Consider the following 20,304-nt stretch of genomic DNA (forward strand, 5'->3'; position numbering starts at 1 on the left):
CTGGCCTTCTTAAAATATCCACCTTTTTCTCCCCTTAATAAATCATTTTCCTCTGCATTTCGTACATGAACTTCCCAAGATGCAATATCCAAATAAATGAGATTAAGCCAATTAATACAAAATCGATATTACTAGCAGCTGTATATATAACAGCAGCCCACCATACATATGCCAATATTGTATTCGTAAATTCATATGCTTTATATCCAGCCTCATGCACAATGTGCTTTAATCCTTCATCTGCATTTTTCGTCCACATTTTCATAGATTCCATATACGTTACACCTTGTTCAGGATATAGCTTATTATAACGATTTTTTGTTATGAGTCCGATAATTACTACAGTAGTTAAACAAGCAATAGAAGCTACTAAATTCCACACCGCAAATGAAACATTTGTATCCTGCAACAGTGCACGTCTACATGTAATAACTGCATATACAAACCATGCCTGCGTAACTATATCACCTACACGTAAATATATACTTATAATGCCTAATTTTCTGCCTTGTACGCTCTCTTCTTCATCGCGTGCCTCTGCTAACATACGTGTATTCTTCCAAGTATAGTACATCATTAAAATTCCAAAAATAGTACATATACCTATAAATGTATTGGATGATAATTTTCTCGGTTCATCCGAGAGTAAATTTAAAGCTATATAAGACGTTAAAAATCCTCCTATCATACTTAATGTTATTTTCCCCACAGAATCAAATTGTTTTTTTCGCTTACTCTTCATCGTCCTCTTCCCCCTCTACTAACGTAAATATTTCCTCCACCGGTACATTGAAAATTTGTGCAATTTTTAACGACAATACGATAGATGGTGCATAATCCCCACGCTCAATTAAACTAATCGTTTGCCGTGATGATCCAATCGCTTTCCCTAAATCCCCTTGTGATAAACGATGCTTTGCTCGCAATTCCCTCACTCGATTTTGAAGCTTCATGTCTTCCCTCTTTTTCATTTATTTAATTAAAATTGTAAATAATATCCTTATATTTGTCAATTATATTTGTCATTACGACTATAATAATTGACAAAACACTTATTTCTTATCCTGTATCAAATTCCTATAAAGAATGTAAAATGTGCATTAAACATAGTCTTAAAAATAAAATAAAAAAGGCAGTGCTTTTGCACTGCCTTCCTAAATTCTGACATAGAATGGATTTCATATTAACTTGCGTTTTGTAGTAATACTCGTTTTAACTGCTTACGGAAACGAATACCTAACGTAACCGCTACAATCACAATAACTCCAAAAATAATTTTACCGATATGACCTTCTAGCACTCCAAAGATATCATGTAAGTTTCCACCTAACCAGTAACCACCGATTAAGAAGAATGATACCCAAAATAGAGCGCCTGAATAAATTGTAATGGCAAAACGACGGAATGGTAAATTAATAATTCCTGCAAAGTATCCTGTGAAATGACGTACACCAGGAATAAAGAAACCAATAAAAATTAGGAAGTACCCATACTTATCAAACCACATTCTCGTTAAGTCAATTTTTCTTTGTGTTAAAAATACGTATTTCCCATACTTTTGAATGAAAGGCATACCTAATTTATTTCCTAAAAAGTATTGAATCGTCATTCCTACACTTGTCCCAATAAAGGATAGAATAATTAAAATTGGTAAACTTAAATCACCCTTATGTGCTAAAAATCCCGCATATGCTAATGTTGGCTCTCCCGGAAACGGAAGTGCAATATATTCTAACAGCAAGCCGACAAGTACAACATAATACCCGTATTGCTGAAATAATTCATGAATCCATTCCATGTCATCTCTCCTTTCAATCACGTACAACTTCTTACTATTATTGTATAAAAAAATTGTCGAAATAACTATCACAATAGCTTACATTTTTATTACATTTTTGTAAGGGTCACACTAATGATTTTCGTTCTTTATTAAATAGTAAAAATTATTTTCCAAGTCGCAATAGCGAAAAGACGCATTAATAACATGCAGATTTTATCCATTTTTTAGCACTAAAAAAGCTCTCTTATTTTGTTCTCAATAAAAAACCATCACAAACTCATGCTAACTTCATATTAGCTTCATATACGTATTGTAAGATTATATCGGAATTTGTTGAAAAATTTAACCAATATATGACTAAGCATTAATTTGAATAAATATAAGTCGTTTTTCGAAATTGAAAAAAGGGTGAATACGAAATGGAAGCATATAAAATGCACGATTTTATTAATACAAATGTTGAATCTCATCAAAATGAAACCGTTTTTAATTTACAAATATGTGAAACAAGTGAATTTGACGTAAGTTTAACAAAATCTACAACACTATCTTTTATCGTTTCAAAAAAGAATATTAAAATTGTCACGAAAAAATGGATTAATTCAAATCAAGAAAGCATGATTGGCAAAAGCTACATCATTCCAACAAAAGCTTTTCACTATTTCTTACCAATCATTTCTGAAAATGAAGATGAGCTAAATATTCAAGTTCAAAGTTTTGGACTACGTGGTGAGCTTTTATTAAATGAAAGATTACTTATTGATAACAACAAACACAACAGCAAAATCACTACATTCTTTGAAACATTAGATGAAAATGTAAATAAAGCATTACGAGGATTACAACTTCATTGTATGTAAGACTATTACGATAGTAAAAGGAGAATAACAATGAAAAAATTATTATTAAGCGCACTATTATCATTAGGATTTTTAACTCTTCCATTCGCTAGTGCAGAGGCAGCTACAACGAAAGATCAATTAATCGTAGACACTCAGTTAAATAAAATGGATTATTATCAGGATGGAAAATTTATAAAAAGTTTTACTGTCGCTACTGGAAAAGCTGCAACACCTACACCTAAAGGCACTTTTCAAATCGTAAATAAAATTAAAAACCGCCCTTATTATACAGGCAAAATTAAAGGCGGCGATCCACGTAATCCACTTGGTGACCGTTGGCTCGGATTAAATATGGCAGGAACTTACGGAACAACTTATGCGATTCACGGAACTAACAATAATCAAGCAATCGGCAAATGGACAACACTTGGTTGTATTCGTATGTATAACAATGATATACACTGGTTATTTGAGCGCGTTCAGCAGCAAGCTACTGTCACTGTAAAATAGCCTAAAAACAAGATTTATGTGTAGCCAAGAATTTTATGTCTTGGCTTATTTTATTTATTCATTTACAGTAGCAAAACAACTGTATTTACATATATAATAGGAATAGATTTGATTAGCTAATATCTAAACATTGATAAACGTAGATATTAAAATTATACAGTTATAATGTTTTATAAATTTTATAATACATACTATAATAGAACTACTGTAATTCTGAACTATTCAGTAACACTAAACTATTCCCCTTGCTACCTTCATGATTATTTTATAGCGGGGGCTTATTATATGTATAAACAATCTGAGTCACTCGAAAAATGATGAATTCGAATATTGCAGTAAAAAGCGTTATTTAGGAGGTGTTACTATGACGCATATACTGGTGATTGAAGACAACCCAGATATACAAGAACTTATTCGTGAATTTCTAATGGCACAAAACTTTACAGTTGATGTAGTTGGTGCTGGAACAGAAGGTATTCTTCTTTTCCAAAAAAATTCATACGATCTTGTCCTCCTCGATGTAATGTTACCAGATATAGATGGCTATAGTATTTGTAAAATTATGCGAGGACAATCTGATGTACCAATCATTATGTTAACAGGCTTACATAATGAAGAAAGTGAAATTAAAGGATTTGAGTTAGGTATTGATGACTATATTACGAAACCGTTCCATTACACTGTATTTATTAAGCGTGTAGAGGCTGTATTAAGAAGGGCAGCAACGAAGGAAGCAGAAGCTGCAACTATACTACAATTCCATGAATTGATGTTAAACTCTACAGCATATGCAGCTTATGTTCATGGTAATCAAATTGAATTGACAACAAAAGAATTTGAAATTATTTATACTTTACTGCAAAATCGAGGAAAAGTATTATCAAGAAGTGATTTGTTGAATAAGGTATGGGGCTATGAACATTATGGTGATGTAAGAGTTATAGATACACATATTAAAAACTTAAGAAAAAAATTAGGAATTCCTTATATTAAAACGGTGAAAGGCATTGGCTACAAAATCGAATCGTAGCAAAGACAACATCACCAAAAATATTTTCATCAAAACCTTATTATTTTGTATTCTTTTATCACTTTGTCTTTATCAAATTATTTACTTTCTAGCTTCAAACTACGATAAAGAACGTTTTGCGAAAGAAAATGGAACGCCGACTACAGAACAGGCCGATTCAGATAAGCAAAACGACGGAAGTAAAACGAAGCAAAATAAAGCTGTGTCAAAGGGGAGTATTTCTAATTTCCAATCTTCTATTATAGATTATAAATCTCTTTCTACAGCTATCAATCACCTTTTGCAGCCTAGCCAAACTGCAAAGGCAAAAGAACATACACAAAATCTTTCGGGGAAAAATAGCACTTCTAATCCGCCTACAGAAGCAGAAAAGAAAGCCGCTAATAATGATGCCTTACATACACAAAATGCAGCAAGTAAAACAAATGATACAAATGATAATCCAAAGTTAGCAGATGCGTTGCAGCAATTAGCTCCACATATTGGCGCGACAATGCTTGCATTATCACTACTCGGATCATTAATTTATACAAAACTAATTGCCAAACCTTTTCAATATATGAGTGATGCTTTAAAAGATATTATGAATCTTGATTTCTCCGATAAAAAGCTACTTAACAAAAATGCAGATCAAACAGATTTTAATTTGCAAGTAGCTGCTTCACAAGTACCAAATATTGTGAAGAATTTACATGCAAGCAATCAAGATTTAAGAAACGAGCTCAAGAAGGAACAACAATTAGAACAATCTCGTAAAGAATTTATGTCTATGGTGTCCCATGAATTAAAAACACCAATCGCAGCCGTTATGGGACAACTAGATGGCATGATTCACGGAATTGGAGCTTATAAAGATAGAGATAAGTATTTGAAACGTTCCTACGAGATGATGCAAGACATTAACATATTAACGGAAAAAATGTCGGAATTATCCAAAATACAAAACCCTCAATTTAAACCGAATTTAGAAGTCATTTCTTTATCTAATATTATTGAGGATGTTATGAAGAAAGTAGATTACTTTGTATCTGTAAAACAATTAAATGTACAATCTAATATTAAACACGACGTACAAATTTTAGCTGATCCTAAATTTATTCAAACTGCTATTTTTAACATTATTTCAAATGCAATTCATTATACAATTGACCATCAGCACGTATATATAAAGCTTTATGAAAAACCAAATGGTTACGCATTAGAAGTATTAAATACAGGTTCACAAATTGATGAAGATAAACTTGCTCATTTATTTGAGCCTTTTTATCGCGCAAACCCTGATAAACACGGTTTAGTACAAGGTAGTGGTCTTGGATTATATATCGTGAAACAAATATTAGATAAACATCAGTTTCCTTACGGGATACAAAACACAGCTCAAGGTGTAAAATGCTCCATTGTATTCCCAAAAGCAATGTAACATTCACTATAATTACATACCCCAAACTCATACTTCATGTGTGAGTGGCGGAATTTTGTAGAGTGTCTTACTCTGTTTCGTTCGCCCGTTATCCTTATTTGGATAGCGGGCGTTTTTTATTACTTAAAAGGAGGATTTTTTATGGAAAAGTTTAAATATTCATTGCTCGTTTTATTCGGTGCTTGCAGCTACGGCATACTTTCAACTATTTTCAAACTCGGATTCATAAATGGATTTTCAGCACATCAACTCCTAGGGGGACAATATGTCTTCGGATGGATTGGACTATTTCTACTCGTTCTTTTCTTTTCACATCATAAAGTAACAAAAAAACAATTTTTTTCATTACTAACCGTCGGAACAACAATGAGTATGACTGGGATTTTTTACGCTATTTCTGTAGAAGAACTACCCGCATCTATCGCTGTCGTCCTACTCTTTCAGTTCACTTGGATTGGTGTCATTATCGAAGCCATTGCAAATCGAACATTTCCAAGCCGCGATAAGATCATATCTATCCTTATTTTATTTGCTGGTACATTGTTTGCAGGTGGTGTATTTGAAGGCCTCGGACAAAGTTTTTCTACGAAAGGGATTATCTTTGGGCTATTAGCTGCGGTCTCTTTTTCATTCTATGTTTTTGCAAGCGGGCGCGTCGCTACGGATGTTCCGCCTTATACGAAAAGCTTTCTTATGACAACAAGTGCTACTCTTATCGTATGCCTATTCTTTCCGCCAACCTTTTTAACAGACGGTGCTTTGCAAGCTGGCCTATGGAAATATGCTTTCTTCCTCGGCTTGTTCGGTGTTGTCGTACCTGTCATTTGTTTTTCAATCGGTGTACCAAAGGTTGGAACAGGGCTTAGTACGATATTAGGTGCAGCTGAATTACCAACTGCTATTATTGCTTCAATTACACTTGTACATGAAGTCGTAACGTTCATGCAGTGGATTGGAATTATTTTTATATTGGTTGGGATCTTCACTCCTCAGCTGCTTACGGCTAGGAAAGAAAGGAAACACAATCGCGTGCACAGCGCTTGAAAAAATACAGAATTTATATAAAAGATATAACTGCAATTAAAATAAGTAAATTTATCTGGAGGTATAAATGACTATTTTAAGCATCGTATTTTTTGCTATTATGTGTATCTTCTTCCTAATAAGATATATGAAAGAAAAGAAATTTTACGATTTACTTCTCGTTCCCGTTTGTATATATGCAGGAGCAGTGAAAACTCCTTTCGTAGAGTACTTAAACTTTAATACTACATTTAAAATAACGTATGATATTGCAGCTATTATTCTTGTAATCCTTGCTGTACTTTTCTTTTTGAAAGATAAGAAAGAGAATCATACTGCATAACAAAAGACCTTTCATTTACTTGAAAGGTCTTTTTCTCTATCTCATTTTACCGCTCCATACAGCTTCTCTATCTCATGCTCAATTTGTTTTACATCGATTCGCTCAAATAATGGCTGCACGCTATCAATTCTACTTGGCAACGTATTTTGCGGTTCCCAATTTCGGTTCACAATCGACAATGTGTTTCGAACTCTTTCACTTGAAAATGGTAAAAATGGTTCAAGGAGATGGGCAAAATTAGCGATAAGATACACACAGTTATAAATCGTTTCTTCAGATGAAACTGGATCATCTTCTCTTTGTTTCCAAGGCTGCTTTTCATCAAAATATTTATTTGCAAAACGTACTGTATCAAATATTATTTCTAGCGCCACCTTAAATTTAGTTTGCTCAATCGCCTCTCCTACACGCTTATATAATCCTTCTACTTTATCTTTCAGCTCTACCTCAATACTTCCCTTCGGCACGATACCACCATAATATTTTTCGATAAACTTTAATGTCCGGTTCACAAAGTTCCCGTATGCACCTAATAATTCACTATTATGACTGTAAATAAATTCCCTCCATGAAAAATCAGTATCGCGATTTTCTGGTGCGTTGACGGTTAAAAAGTAACGAATAGAATCTGGATCATAGCGTTCTAATATGTCAGGCACCCATACTGCCCAGTTTTTACTTGTAGATAATTTTCTTTTTTCAACTGTTAAATATTCATTCGAAACGATATGACGCGGGATTGCTTCCTCCCCTATTCCAAGTAATACCGCTGGCCAAATGACGGAATGAAACGGAATATTATCCTTTCCGTGCACATAATATGTTTTCGCTTCGCTATCCCAAAACTCTTGATCATCTTTCCCTGTTTCTTCAGCCCAATGTTTACTCGCTGAATAATAGCCTGTCACTGCTTCAATCCATACGTAAATTTTCTTATCTTCATACCCTTCTACTGGAATTGGTACCCCAATTGGTAAATCACGTGATACGGCCCTATCTAGTAATCCTTCCTTTACATATCTCTCTGTTAGTTGAATCGCATTGTCGCGCCATGTCCCTGTTTGTTTGGCAATTTCTACAGCTCTTTTAATTTGCTGCTGAAATGTATGCAATGCAAAATAGAAATGCTCTGTTTCCTCTACAGATGGCGTACTACCACATAACTTACATTTCTTTTCTAACAAATCGAGAGGATCTAAAATAGCAGAACAAGCATCGCATTGATCTCCTCTTGCTGCTTCATGGCAATGTGGACATATTCCTTCTACATAACGATCCGGTAAAAACTGTGTACACGTTTCACAATACGCTTGTTCCACTGTTTTTTTATAAATATGTCCTTCTTCTAATAAACGTAAAAAAACATTTTGAACCGTTTCATGATGGTGCTCACTATCTGTACGTGTATAACAATCATAAGTAAAACCAAGGCTACGAAAACATCGCTGGAACTCTTCATGATACTTATCAGCAATTTCTTTCGCTGTCACACCTTCTTGTTTTGCTCTAATTGCAATCGGTGTTCCATTACAATCACTCCCTGAAACATACAGCACATTCTCACCTTTTGCCCTGTAATAACGCGCTAAAATATCTCCAGGTAACAAACTCGCAATATGGCCAAGGTGTAACGAACCATTTGCATACGGCCAAGCGCCTCCAATAAAAATACTCATCTTACATTCCTCCTTTTAAATATAAAAAGCCCCGCCCTTATCTTAAAAAAGATAAGGGCGGGGCTGTATAAACAGTCGCGGTACCACCTTATTTCGCTAATTACTCACATAATTAGCCTTAACAAGTACGGAGCAATATGCTCTTATACTGTGGTTTTGATAACGAGTACCAACTCTCGTCGCCGCCTACTATTATCATTTGATAAGTTCAGGACGAAGCTCAAAGGCCATTGTTCAAATGAATATTCTTGCTTCTTCTCAGCTACCGAAGCTCTCTGGAAAGAATGTGTTCATCCTACTTTTCCTTTTCAACGCTTTTACGTATAAAAAGTATTGTACGACTTAATCACGGAAAAATCAAACTTTTATCCAGAAAGAAAAGGAAATCCCATCCCCCTGCCGAATAACTATACGTTCACAAAAGGAGTGATAACATTGAATCAAAAACAACTAAGCACTATAAATGAAAAAAGCTGGAATGCAGCTGCTTATGAAGCTTGGACGAATCGCCACGGGGCACCAGCTGATTATGCGAAAAAAATCATGAAAGATCCCACGCGCGAAGTAGCACATTATTTACCTTACATAAAATCCCCAAAAGGAAAATGTATTATTAATTTACTCGGCTCAAAAGGAAATAAAGCTGTCGCACTCGCCCTTTTAGGCTCTGACGTAACAGTTGTTGATATTTCAGCAAGTAATGCAAAATATGCAAATGAACTTGCGGAAGCCGCAGGCGTCTCTATTCATTACATCGTTTCTGATGTACTAGATGTAAATCTCTCCAAATCATTTGATATCGTATTACTGGAACTTGGTGTACTTCATTACTTTCTAGATTTAAAACCACTTTTCACAACAATCTCTCAACTACTAAAGCCCGGTGGAATACTTATCCTTCGCGATTACCATCCAATATACACAAAGCTATTAGGAGTAGACCATCCATCATTTCGAGCAAGTGGAAATTATTTCGATGAAGAATTAATTGAAGATGATGTTGCTTATAGCATCCTTCTTACAGAAGCACAGAAAGAATCGCTACCTAAAACAGCCATCCGTCGCTGGACGTTAGGAGAAATCATTACAACACTCGCGGAAGAACATTTTAAAATTGAAAAACTAGTTGAAGAACACGGACCTCATCAAAGATGGCTCTTCCCTTCTACTGCACCGGAAAGAATCGAAGAACGTATCCCTGGTCTATATACAATAATTGCGACAGCATGCAAAAAAGGATCCCTTCACGGATAGGATCCTTTTTGCATGCTCACGCATATAAGTTGAGGTTGGAGATTACCATAATTCTGTAGAATAGGACACAAGATATTTCAACATTTCGTCTCTGACTTACGTCGTCAAAAAGGGGTATGACCAACATAACGAAGAGTAATGTTTTAGTTGATACTGATAATCGTTATCAACTAATTAGAAGTATACATGATGTCATTTCAAATTTCAATAGCATTTCTAATATTTATTTATGAATTTTATGATATGCAAATGTATACATTTTAAGAACTTTTTCTAATATCAATCTGACTCCTTCCATTATCTGCTATAATTTTCATTGAACAGATTAATAACTTCATAATAATGTTTTTATTAATTTCGTTTTAAATATCTACAAATCATAATAAACAGTTTAAACGAGGGTAGGGGTAACGATGAAATATGTTAGTATTCGAAAAAAACTACTGTTCACACTCTTAAGCATTTCTTCTTTATTTAGCATTGCTCTTATTGTTATTCTTTCATTCGCCATGAATCAAGCAAGTGAAATCGAAACGTTAAAAAATGATGTATCAAAAAGAGCGACGATTTTAAAAGAACGTGGCGATTGGTTCCAAGCACAAGTTGCTGGTTTACAAGAATATTTACTATCACATGATCAAAAAGGATTAGATAAGTTCAACCGAGAAGGGAAAAAATTAGCTGATACTAGAGAGAAAGTAACAAGTGACAAGAAGCTCCCAGAAGGAATGAAAGAAGCTATTTTAATGGGGGGAAAATGGCGTAGCGTCATAGATAATGAGGTACTACCTCTTGCTCGTGAAGGAAAATGGGACGAAGCATCCAAAATTGCTTTAGCACAAACAGATTATGTAAATGATCTTTTAGGTCGTTTTAATAAATATACAAATGAAGAGAATGAGAAACGTGACGCATTAATTGCTGACGTCGAGTCTTCTTCATCACTTATTCAATATATTATTTTCTTCTCACTCATTACATGTACATTAACGTCTATTTTATTAGCATGGTGGTTCTCTGGTAAACTCGTTAAACCAATTCGACAAATTGATGAGAAGTTAAAAGAATTAGCTTCTCAAGATGGAGATTTAACGGCTAGATTACACGTAACAAGTAAAGATGAAATAGGTGACATTGCAAATTCCTTTAATCAAATGCTCACTAACTTACAGCATATAATAAAACAAGTTCAACAAACATCAACAAGTGTAAAAGAAGCTTCCGAAAATGTATTTATCGAAACGACTGCTTCTATGGAAAATACCGCAAGGACCCAAGAAACTATGAATGCTCTTGAACACAATATTCGTTCACAAGTTTCTAGCATTGAAGAAAGTTCAACTGCAATGGATGACATGGCAACAAGTGTTCAGCGTATCGCTGAGTCCGCCTCTTCTGTTACTAGTTTAGCTGTCACAACTTCAGAAAAAGCAGATGATGGGAATAAAGTCATTGAGAAATCTATTACACAAATGCACACAATTAACGAAGCTGTTAACGCTACATCACAAGTAGTTGAGCGACTCATTACACATACAAATCATATCGATACTGCACTTCAATCTATTTCGAATATCGCCGAGCAAACAAATTTACTCGCTTTAAATGCTTCTATTGAAGCAGCTCGTGCTGGTGAACATGGAAAAGGATTCGCTGTTGTTGCTGATGAAGTTCGAAAACTTGCTGAACAATCTCAACTAGCCGCAACTGACATTAACCATTTACTGCATCAAATTCAAGCCGATACTAAAATAGCAAATGACATGATGACACAAGGTCAAGCAGAAGCTTCTGAAGGAATTACTGTTATTCGTACTGCCGGATCTTCATTCTCAGAAATTGTTAACCACATTAACAAAGTCTCTACGCAAATGCAAGAAATGTCTGCAACTGCTGAAGAGATGGCTGCAAGCTCTGAAGAAATGAACGCAGCTTTAAATAATATCGCCTCTATTTCAAATGAAGTTGCTGCAGAAACATTACAAACAGCACATTCAGCTGGTGATCAAGTAAACAAAATGAGTATCGTGGCTAACAAATCATCTGAAATGAAAACAATCGTACAAGAACTTGAAGTTCTCGTCTCTCATTTCAAAACAAACGCTTAAAGTGAACCTTTCGCTTGTAATGACACAAGCCCAAAGGTATAGGAAAGAAAATTTTACAGTCTCTCTTTTTTCAATTTAAAATATCTCTTTCTATCTCTCATTCCGTCTGCTATAATTCCTAAAGGAAATAAGAAAGCTTTATTCCAACTGGAGTAAAGCTTTCTTTCAATTTTTTACATTTATTAATTCTAATACTAAGATTTCACAAAGGAGGCTTTTAATCATATGAATTTTGTAAGTATCAGAAAAAAACTTATGTTCATGATGGGAACGATTTGCGCTTTATTTGGCATCGCCTTAGCTTTTATTTTATTTTTTGCTATTGACCAATCTCGTAAAGCTGAAACATTACAAAAAGAAATTTCTCCACTGGCAACAGAATTGAAAGAGCGTGGAGACGCTTATCAAGTACAGCTATCTGCTTTAAGAGGTTATTTACTACAACATGATCAAGTCGAATTAGACAAGTTTAATGAGATGAGTAAACGTCTTGAGGATTCAAAAGATAAACTTCTTTCTAATCCAAATCTTTCTTCGTCCGTAAAAAGTACAATGGAATTAGGGTCTACTTGGAGAAAGTTCGTTGAAGAAAAAGTATTCACTCTTGCAAAAGAACAAAAATGGGAAGAAGCTTTACAAGTAGCTTCTTCAGAAAACGGAACGGTCTATAAAGTAATTGGTGACTTCACAAATTACAGTAATGAACAAGCTAAATTACGTGAACAATCTATTGAACAAATTGATCAATCTTCACTAGGAATTGAATATGCAGTCTTTCTATCACTTGTTATTTGTATTGTCGTTGCAATTATTCTTGCATGGTGGTTCTCTGGTAAACTGGTGAAACCAATTCAACAAATTGACACGAAACTAAAAGAATTGGCCTCTCAAGAAGGTGACTTAACGGCACGTCTACAAGTAAATAGCAACGATGAAATAGGTGCTATCGCAACATCATTTAATAAAATGTTAGAAAACCTACAACATATCATTAATCGTGTTCAAAAAACATCAGTGGAAGTGCAAACCGCTTCTGAAAATATGCTAGAAAAAACGAATACATCACGTGAGGCGACATTAAGAGTCCAAAGCTCAATGTCCAACTTAAATGCAAGTATTCAATCACAAACTTCTAGTATAGAAGAAAGTTCAACTGCAATGGACGATATGGCAGTAAGTGTTCAGCGTATTGCTGAATCTGCTTCATCTGTAGCGGAACTTGCTGTTGCCACATCTGAACATGCTAGCGATGGAAGTACCGTTATCCAAAAATCTGTTTCACAAATGACAACAATACACGAAGCTGTAAATGCTACGTCAGAAGTGGTTGAACGTCTAATCACTCATACGAAATATATTGATACTGCTGTACAATCTATTTCTAATATTGCTGAGCAAACAAACTTACTTGCTTTAAATGCTTCTATTGAGGCTGCTCGTGCTGGCGAGCAAGGAAAAGGATTTGCTGTCGTAGCTGACGAAGTTCGAAAACTTGCTGAACAATCTAAAACAGCTGCAACAGACATTAATCAATTACTACATCAAATTCAAAATGATACAGAAACTGCTAGCTCTATGATGTCTCAAGGCCGTTCTGAAGCATTTGAAGGTATCAATGTTATTCGTGAAGCTGGTACTTCTTTCACAACAATTGTGGAACAAGTAAATAAAGTATCTACTCAAATGCAAGATATATCAGCAACTGCTGAAGAAATGGCTGCAAGTGCTGAAGAAATGAATGCTTCACTTAATAACATCGCTTCTATCTCTACTGAAGTATCCAGCGAAACTGCCGCAACGGCACAATCTGCTGAACAGAAAGTTATTGTTATGAATGAAATGACAGTAACTGCTAGAAAAATGAAACAAACAGTTGAAGAGTTAGATCAGCTCGTATCTCATTTTAAAACAGAATAGATGTTCAAAAAATATCCCTCTTGCGAAGAGGGATATTTTTTTGAGCTCATTTCCTGCACATTATGCTCATTTCCGTTATAATGAGAATCGATATCATTAAAGTGTAGGAGGGGCTGCTTATGTCACAAGAAGCATTTGAAAATAAATTACTTGCCAATTTAGAAGCTGTTATTGACCCTGAACTAGGTGTTGATATCGTTAATCTTGGATTAGTTTATGATGTTACAGCAGATGAAAATAATAATGCTGTCATTACGATGACTATGACTTCTATCGGTTGTCCAATGGCTGGGCAAATCGTATCAGACGTTAAAAAAGTATTATCAACAAACGTACCTGAAGTTAATGAAATAGAAGTAAATGTCGTTTGGAATCCACCGTGGTCGAAAGAACGTATGTCACGTATGGCGAAAATCGCATTAGGTATTCGCGACTAAATAAAGTGGAAATTTCATCATTTGGGGATAGCGGGATAAAGAAAAGACCTGACTAGGATGTCAGGTCTTTTCTCTTATTATTTTACACCTACTGCATCATAAGCTTTCGTTACAGCTTGTACAGCTTTAGAGTTTTTACCGTATAAATCTTCAGCTGACTGAAGTGCCGCTTGACGCATCATTTTGAAGTCAGAGTTTGCAGTTAAATATTTCGTAAGCGCACGGTAGTAAATTTTTTCTGTCGCTTCACGGCCCACTCCAGTTACTTTCACGCCGTAATGATCTCCGCCTTCAGAAACTAAATAAGCAGCTTTATTATTAATACTACTGTTAATATGAACGCCGCCATTATCAGCTGTTCCAGTATAACGTTTACTATAGTGATCTGGGTAACCTTCACTTGGTTTTAATGGGTTTGGAATAGATGCTGGATCTTTTAGTGAACGAAGCGCATCACCAGGTTTATCAGGTGTATAAATGTCAGCACCTAAATCCCAGCTCTTCTTCTCAACCATAACACCCATAATATCAGATAACGATTCATTTAACGCCCCTGACTCATTTTTGTAAACAAGGTTTGCTGTATGTTCAGTTACAGCATGCGTTAATTCGTGACCGATAACATCAAGTCCAGCAGATAATGGAATGAATGTTTTTCCATCGCCATCACCGTACATCATTTGCACACCATTCCAAGCTGCGTTATTCCAAGCTGTACCTACGTGAACAGTTGAAATAAGCTTCGCACCTTTATCATCGAAAGAGTTACGATTAAATGTCTTTTTGTAGTAATCATATACTTTTCCTGCATTTACATGAGCATCAACTGCAGCTTTATCTTCGAAGAACTTAGATTTACTTTCAACTTCTTCTCCTGTATATCCAAGCCATTGTGAGAATAAATTAAACCAGTTCTCGTCCATATTTTCTGCATCAAATGTATGAACACCTTGTCCTCGTTTACCATCAAACAAGTTGAATTGTCCTGTTTTCGTATCTTGAGCAATTTCAAATGATTGTCTAGCACCTAATACTCCGTAACCAAATCCAGTAATGTTATCTACAGCGTTATATTTCTCAATAACATTTCCATTCGTTGCATCAACAAAATAATGCCAATACCCTGGAGCTGGTTTTGAAATCGATGCCTTAACTAAGTATGCAAGGTAGTAATTACCGTCCTTTTCATATACAAATAAATCTTTTTTCACACCATCATAACTCTTTACTTTACCAATTTCTTTCTCAATATCTGCCTTTGCAATTGTTTCTGCTTGTTCCGCAGTAATGCTTGCAGCTGCAGGAATATTTTTATCATCTAAATTCGGAATAACTTGTCCGAAGAATGCTTTTACATTATTCTCTTTATCAAGTGTAACAGTTTGATCAGAACCGTACACAGGAATGTTATTATGTTTCTCAACTAGCTTCACATGTGTCGTATCAGATTCAGCGTCTTTTTCTTCCCCAACGATATTAAAATGCTTTTCAATATTTCCTGCTAATTTAAACATATCTTTCTTACTCTCTAAGTATTGAAAGACTGTCTCTTTTTTATCTAGTCCTTCCGGTGCTTTCCATTCTTCACCTATGTATGCAGGTGTTTTAAATTCTTGATGATATTGAATTTTTTGTTCTTCCGCTTTCGTTGTCGTTGCCCCAAACGCTCCAAATCCCCCGGCGATAACAGTTAACGCTAATGCTGATGAAATGACTTGCTTTTTCACTATAACATTCCCCATTCCCATAAAGATTTTTGACACTTTTATACAATTCTTATTTTCCCAGCCAATACCTCTACCGAAAATTTGAGAAACATTTTTCAGACAATTCCAATCAAAAAAAGAGGACATCTATCGGATGTCCTCTTTTCTATAAACCTTTTATTGTTTTTTCAATTCAATTGCTAAATAGTGTGATTGCTCTTTCGCTTGAATGTGAATATCTTCTTCTACAGATTCTGCCGCATCCCGCATAACAAACGTTTCACCATTGATTACACTGCTTCCTTCAATTTGTACAAGATACAATTGACGGCCTTCTTTCACTGGAAAATGAATTTCTTTTCCAGCCTCTAATGATAAGGAGTATAAATTCGCATCTTGGTGAATTTGAATTGGTGCATTTCCTTCTACTGAAGATACCATATGGAACCATTCATTTTCGCGCTTGCTCCAATCAAATTTAAACTCACCATAGTTTGGTTTATGATCCGCACGGTCTGGTAAAATCCAAATTTGTAATAAACGCAGCGTTTCATCGCCTAAATTATGCTCGCTATGAAATACACCCGTGCCAGCACTCATATATTGAACATGTCCACGCTCAATCGTTCCGCGATTTCCCATGCTGTCTTCATGTGTTAAAGCACCATCTACAACGTAAGAAATAATCTCCATATCACGGTGCGGATGCATATCAAAACCAGTTTGCGCCGCTACTAGATCATCATTAATAACACGTAACGCTCCGAAGTTCATTTTATTTGGATTGTAGTAATTGGCAAAAGAAAAATGAAAATGTGTATTTAACCAACCATGATTTGCTCTGCCCATATTTTTATGATCAACTTTTCTAAACATATCCTTCACCTCATACTATCTCGAATTCGAGATTTATTTTAAAATTTTTTCTTACTGTAACTTTTTTAATAGTGTTAATAACTGCTTTTGTTCCTCTATATTTAAATTATGAAACTTCTCTGCTTGGAACGTTTCTTGAGGTGGGACGATTTCCTCATATAAAGCTCTTCCCTTTTCTGTTAAAGAAATATATTTCGTAGTACCCTCTTGTTCACGCAAAATCCACTCAAGCTGCTCCATTTTATTTAAAAGCTGCGTTACATTTCCTTTCGTAACAAATAGCTTATTTCCAAGTTCTTGCTGCGTTAAACGATTATGTCCTCCAACTTGAGCTAACACATCAAACTGGGCGGCAGATATATTCCATTTTTTCAAATGCTGATTCGTCTCACGAATACTCTTATTATAAAAGCGTGACAAACGAAACCATAATAGTAGCCCTAGTCTATCTTCTGTTTTCATTTCATCACCTCGCTCGTTTCATATCATTAGTTTAGAACTAAACTTTATAAAAGTCGAATACTTATTTTTAATAAGTGAAAAAGCACAGCGCTATTTCTCCACTATGCTTTACTTTAACTTTCTACTCTTATATTCATCCAATTTCCTCTCCGCGAACTTCCTCGCATCTTTTTCAATCCACCGCTCTTCGTACCGTTCACTTCCCACATACAATATATCTCTCTTATGTTGCATCGCATGGCGAAATTCATGCAGTAGCGTTTTGAGAACTTGCTCATACTCTTCCCACATACAAACGAAAATTAATTTCTTTTCTTTATGATAAAAACCACCTACTGGGAATAGGAACTCTTCTTCCTCTTCCCCTAATGATAGAAGTACATCATTTGCATCACACGTATCACAAAAAATAACGGGCGTTTTACATACTTCAATAAGAGAACACAAATCCTCTCTCAGCTTTTTGACATCCCAAGGAAGCTCCGAATCCAACACATACCAATTCTCTACCTGTTGATATACATTTTGAAACTGGAGTTCCATTTCTCTTTATTCCCCTTTCCAAACTCCCTTTTCCTATATGTATGCCACAATATAGTAAATATTAAACGTATTCTTTCATCCTTGAAAAAATGCCAATAAAAAAAGAATCTATGTCGACATAGATTCCCAGGCTGTGGAGAAAGTCTTCTCCACAGCCTGTTTTTGTGTCTGAACCTCTTTTTATGTGTCAACACTGATAAAAAGAGGTAAAGGAGAGATTTTTTATGATGGGTGCTTTAAAAAATCATCGTGATGAACGTGTATCTGTTTCTGTAGAAGAGTTGGTTCCACAAGATCATTTCCTTCGTGCGATCGAAGCGACAATTAGTTTTGATTTTATTGAAGAGAAGTTACGCCCTTATTACTGTGAAAACAATGGACGTCCTTCAATCCATCCTATCGTTTTATTTAAAATGATGTTTATTGGATATTTTTACGGTATTCGTTCGGAGCGTCAATTGGAAAAAGAGATTAAAACGAATATCGCCTACCGTTGGTTTTTAGGGTTTTCTCTATCAGATACTATTCCGGATCATTCTACAATCAGTTGGAATCGTCGTACTCGCTTTATTCATACAAATATTTTCGAAGAAATTTTTGATGAGATCGTGAGGCAAGCGACAGAGCACCGGATGGTGGGAGGACGTGCGCTGATGACAGATTCTACGCACATTAAGGCCAATGCTAATAAAAATAAGTTTGTACATAAATATAAAAAAGAAAAGGCAAAGTTTTATATAGATGAACTAGAAGCTGCGGTAATTGAAGATCGTGAGGTACACGAAAAAAAGAATTAAAACCCAGAAAGGAAAGTGATACTCCCACTAAAAAAACTCGTATAAGTACTACGGATCCAGATAGTGGATTTTTAATGAGAGATGGAAAACCAAACGGTTTTCATTTCTTAGACCATCGTACGACTGATGCGAAGTACAATATTATTACAGATACTTATGTAACGGCTGGAAATATGGCAGATTCCGAGCCATATTTAGCGCGTCTACAAGCTCAAATTGATAAATTCGGATTTAAAGTGGAAGCTGTAGCTCTTGATGCAGGCTATTTTACAGGGTATATCTGTAAGAAATTATCGGAGAGAAATATATTTATGGTGATGGGGTATCGCCGATTTGGAAAACGAAATAAAGAAGTACCAAAAAGCCAATTTAAATATGTAGAAGAAATGAATGCATTTGCTTGTCCGATGGGGTGTATTTTAGAGTATGCGACAACGGATCGTGAAGGATATCGTCACTATAAATCCAACCCAGAAGACTGCGCTGTTTGTCCGCTACGTGAGGTATGTTTTTCAAAGAAACAAAAACAAAAAGTTATCACTCATCATATATGGGAGAAATATAAGGATATCGCTAGAAAAAACAAACTAACAGTTACAGGGAAAAAGTTGTACAAAGTACGCTGTTCAACTATAGAGCGAAGCTTTGCGGACGCCAAAGAACTACATGGCTATCGATATGCTCGATTTCGGGGGCTGAAGTCTGTCCAAATGCAGGCTTATCTCACCGCAACTTGTCAAAACATGAAAAAAATAGCCCTCCATCTGACCAAAAAAGGTCTGGTGGAGGGCTATTTTTTTGAAACTCTATTATTTTATGTTGTTTTTATTCGCTAAAATCAAAATGATTCCAGAGTGTGGGGAACCCTAAAGGGTTTCCCAACACTCTGAGAATCTATGTCGACATAGATTCCTTTTCTGTAATCACTTTTTTTTCATCATTTTTTTTAATACAAAATAACCAATTGCACAAACAATAGCAGCAAGTGCAAAGTATTTCACATATGGCCCCGCAACTTTATTAATACTTTCCCACTCTGTTCCTAATTTAAAACCTAAATATACAAACACAATTGACCACGGAATAACAGCTAATGTAGTTAGCGTAATAAACTTAGCATGTGACATTTTCGCAATACCCGCTGGTATCGAAATAGCATGACGCACAACCGGAATAAAACGTGCGGTAAAGATAACGCCAGTTCCATAACGATTAAACCAATCTTCAGCATAATCAATATGTTTCTTCTGAATTAAAATATATTTTCCATATCGCTCAAGAACAGGTCTTCCTCCATATCGACCAATCCAATAAATGAATAGTTGTGCAATTACACCACCAATTGTACCGAACGCGACAGCGCCCCAAAATGTAATGCTTCCTGTTGATACTAAATAGCCTGCATAAGACAATACGATTTCACTTGGAATAACCTCTAGCATTAATCCAAGCATAATTCCCCAATAACCAAGTCCTTCTAAAAAAACTAAAACCGAATGAATCAACTCTCCTAACATCATGTACCTCTCTTTACTGTTTTCATTACAAAAATAAAAGTACAAGCAGGTAATATCTTGTAC

The 20,304-nt window shown here is 35.3% G+C and carries 20 protein-coding genes and 1 other annotated feature; of the genes, 11 read left to right on the forward strand and 9 right to left on the reverse strand.

Features of this window, described 5'->3' with window-relative positions:
- Positions 1–34: 34 nt before the first annotated feature.
- The 3 genes from N2V80_RS25085 to N2V80_RS25095 all read right to left on the reverse strand — a co-directional run bounded on the left by N2V80_RS25085 (position 35) and on the right by N2V80_RS25095 (position 1,798).
- Positions 35–742, reverse strand: coding sequence for a DUF3169 family protein (locus N2V80_RS25085; protein ID WP_061654806.1), 708 nt, complete (start codon positions 740–742; stop codon positions 35–37).
- Positions 732–953 (reverse strand): helix-turn-helix transcriptional regulator, encoded by a 222-nt coding sequence (locus N2V80_RS25090; protein ID WP_000776168.1) that lies wholly within the window; start codon positions 951–953, stop codon positions 732–734. The genes N2V80_RS25085 and N2V80_RS25090 overlap by 11 nt, the downstream gene beginning before the upstream one ends.
- Before the next feature lie 230 nt (positions 954–1,183).
- On the reverse strand, positions 1,184–1,798 hold the full coding sequence (locus N2V80_RS25095) for a DedA family protein (RefSeq protein WP_000454754.1): 615 nt from the start codon (positions 1,796–1,798) through the stop codon (positions 1,184–1,186).
- Between the two features lie 401 nt (positions 1,799–2,199).
- Here N2V80_RS25095 and N2V80_RS25100 point away from each other — a divergent pair, with 401 nt between their 5' ends.
- The 6 genes from N2V80_RS25100 (at position 2,200) to N2V80_RS25125 (ending at position 6,948) form a co-directional block, all read left to right on the forward strand.
- Positions 2,200–2,640, forward strand: a complete 441-nt coding sequence (locus tag N2V80_RS25100) for a DUF3978 family protein (protein WP_000388768.1) — start codon at positions 2,200–2,202, stop codon at positions 2,638–2,640.
- Positions 2,641–2,670: 30 nt separating this feature from the next.
- On the forward strand, positions 2,671–3,132 hold the full coding sequence (locus tag N2V80_RS25105; protein ID WP_000735058.1) for a L,D-transpeptidase: 462 nt from the start codon (positions 2,671–2,673) through the stop codon (positions 3,130–3,132).
- A 364-nt stretch (positions 3,133–3,496) separates the two neighbouring features.
- Positions 3,497–4,162 carry a response regulator transcription factor gene (locus N2V80_RS25110; protein WP_000148833.1) on the forward strand — a complete coding sequence of 222 codons (666 nt, stop codon included), beginning with the start codon at positions 3,497–3,499 and terminating at the stop codon, positions 4,160–4,162.
- Positions 4,140–5,582 carry a sensor histidine kinase gene (locus tag N2V80_RS25115; RefSeq protein WP_000201959.1) on the forward strand — a complete coding sequence of 481 codons (1,443 nt, stop codon included), beginning with the start codon at positions 4,140–4,142 and terminating at the stop codon, positions 5,580–5,582. Before N2V80_RS25110 ends, N2V80_RS25115 begins: the two co-directional genes overlap by 23 nt.
- Positions 5,583–5,723: 141 nt before the next feature.
- On the forward strand, positions 5,724–6,626 hold the full coding sequence (locus N2V80_RS25120; RefSeq protein ID WP_048568696.1) for an EamA family transporter: 903 nt from the start codon (positions 5,724–5,726) through the stop codon (positions 6,624–6,626).
- Positions 6,627–6,693: 67 nt separating this feature from the next.
- Positions 6,694–6,948 (forward strand): hypothetical protein, encoded by a 255-nt coding sequence (locus N2V80_RS25125; protein WP_000154132.1) that lies wholly within the window; start codon positions 6,694–6,696, stop codon positions 6,946–6,948.
- Between the two features lie 41 nt (positions 6,949–6,989).
- On the opposite strand, the gene metG is transcribed toward N2V80_RS25125, so the two are convergent.
- Entirely contained in the window at positions 6,990–8,624 is a 1,635-nt protein-coding gene (gene metG / locus N2V80_RS25130; RefSeq protein WP_061654805.1) for a methionine--tRNA ligase, read from the reverse strand.
- 50 nt (positions 8,625–8,674) lie between these two features.
- Positions 8,675–8,945 (reverse strand) — a binding site (T-box leader).
- 114 nt (positions 8,946–9,059) lie between these two features.
- On the opposite strand from metG, the gene N2V80_RS25135 reads away from it, so the two are divergent.
- From N2V80_RS25135 to N2V80_RS25150, 4 genes are all read left to right on the forward strand, one after another.
- Positions 9,060–9,878 carry a class I SAM-dependent methyltransferase gene (locus N2V80_RS25135; RefSeq protein WP_061654804.1) on the forward strand — a complete coding sequence of 273 codons (819 nt, stop codon included), beginning with the start codon at positions 9,060–9,062 and terminating at the stop codon, positions 9,876–9,878.
- Positions 9,879–10,291: 413 nt separating this feature from the next.
- Positions 10,292–11,986, forward strand: a complete 1,695-nt coding sequence (locus N2V80_RS25140; protein WP_000878440.1) for a methyl-accepting chemotaxis protein — start codon at positions 10,292–10,294, stop codon at positions 11,984–11,986.
- A gap of 225 nt (positions 11,987–12,211) precedes the next feature.
- A complete protein-coding gene (locus tag N2V80_RS25145; RefSeq protein WP_061654803.1) occupies positions 12,212–13,903 on the forward strand; it encodes a methyl-accepting chemotaxis protein in 1,692 nt (563 codons plus the stop codon).
- 119 nt (positions 13,904–14,022) lie between these two features.
- Complete coding sequence (locus tag N2V80_RS25150) at positions 14,023–14,340, forward strand: metal-sulfur cluster assembly factor (protein ID WP_000076422.1); 318 nt, start codon at positions 14,023–14,025, stop codon at positions 14,338–14,340.
- Between the two features lie 77 nt (positions 14,341–14,417).
- Here the strand turns inward: N2V80_RS25150 and N2V80_RS25155 are convergent, their stop codons facing one another.
- The 4 genes from N2V80_RS25155 to N2V80_RS25170 all read right to left on the reverse strand — a co-directional run bounded on the left by N2V80_RS25155 (position 14,418) and on the right by N2V80_RS25170 (position 17,927).
- Positions 14,418–16,067: a M4 family metallopeptidase gene (locus N2V80_RS25155; RefSeq protein WP_033685825.1), complete on the reverse strand. Its 1,650-nt coding sequence runs from the start codon at positions 16,065–16,067 to the stop codon at positions 14,418–14,420.
- 156 nt (positions 16,068–16,223) lie between these two features.
- Positions 16,224–16,922, reverse strand: coding sequence for a pirin family protein (locus N2V80_RS25160; RefSeq protein ID WP_061654802.1), 699 nt, complete (start codon positions 16,920–16,922; stop codon positions 16,224–16,226).
- Positions 16,923–16,973: 51 nt separating this feature from the next.
- Positions 16,974–17,384, reverse strand: coding sequence for a MarR family winged helix-turn-helix transcriptional regulator (locus tag N2V80_RS25165; RefSeq protein ID WP_000845467.1), 411 nt, complete (start codon positions 17,382–17,384; stop codon positions 16,974–16,976).
- Between the two features lie 108 nt (positions 17,385–17,492).
- On the reverse strand, positions 17,493–17,927 hold the full coding sequence (locus N2V80_RS25170; RefSeq protein WP_000422794.1) for a DUF3920 family protein: 435 nt from the start codon (positions 17,925–17,927) through the stop codon (positions 17,493–17,495).
- Positions 17,928–18,151: 224 nt separating this feature from the next.
- On the opposite strand from N2V80_RS25170, the gene N2V80_RS25175 reads away from it, so the two are divergent.
- A protein-coding gene (locus N2V80_RS25175; RefSeq protein WP_097821175.1) for an IS1182-like element ISBth7 family transposase occupies positions 18,152–19,560 on the forward strand; the annotation gives its coding sequence in 2 pieces (ribosomal slippage) (positions 18,152–18,710 and positions 18,710–19,560; 1,410 coding nt in all).
- Positions 19,561–19,647: 87 nt separating this feature from the next.
- Here the strand turns inward: N2V80_RS25175 and N2V80_RS25180 are convergent.
- The gene (locus tag N2V80_RS25180) at positions 19,648–20,241 is read right to left on the reverse strand and encodes a DedA family protein (protein WP_000900214.1); all 594 of its coding nucleotides are present in this window, start codon (positions 20,239–20,241) and stop codon (positions 19,648–19,650) included.
- Positions 20,242–20,304: the final 63 nt, after the last annotated feature.

Source organism: Bacillus sp. FSL W8-0640, from assembly GCF_038007725.1.
GTDB lineage: Bacteria > Bacillota > Bacilli > Bacillales > Bacillaceae_G > Bacillus_A > Bacillus_A cereus.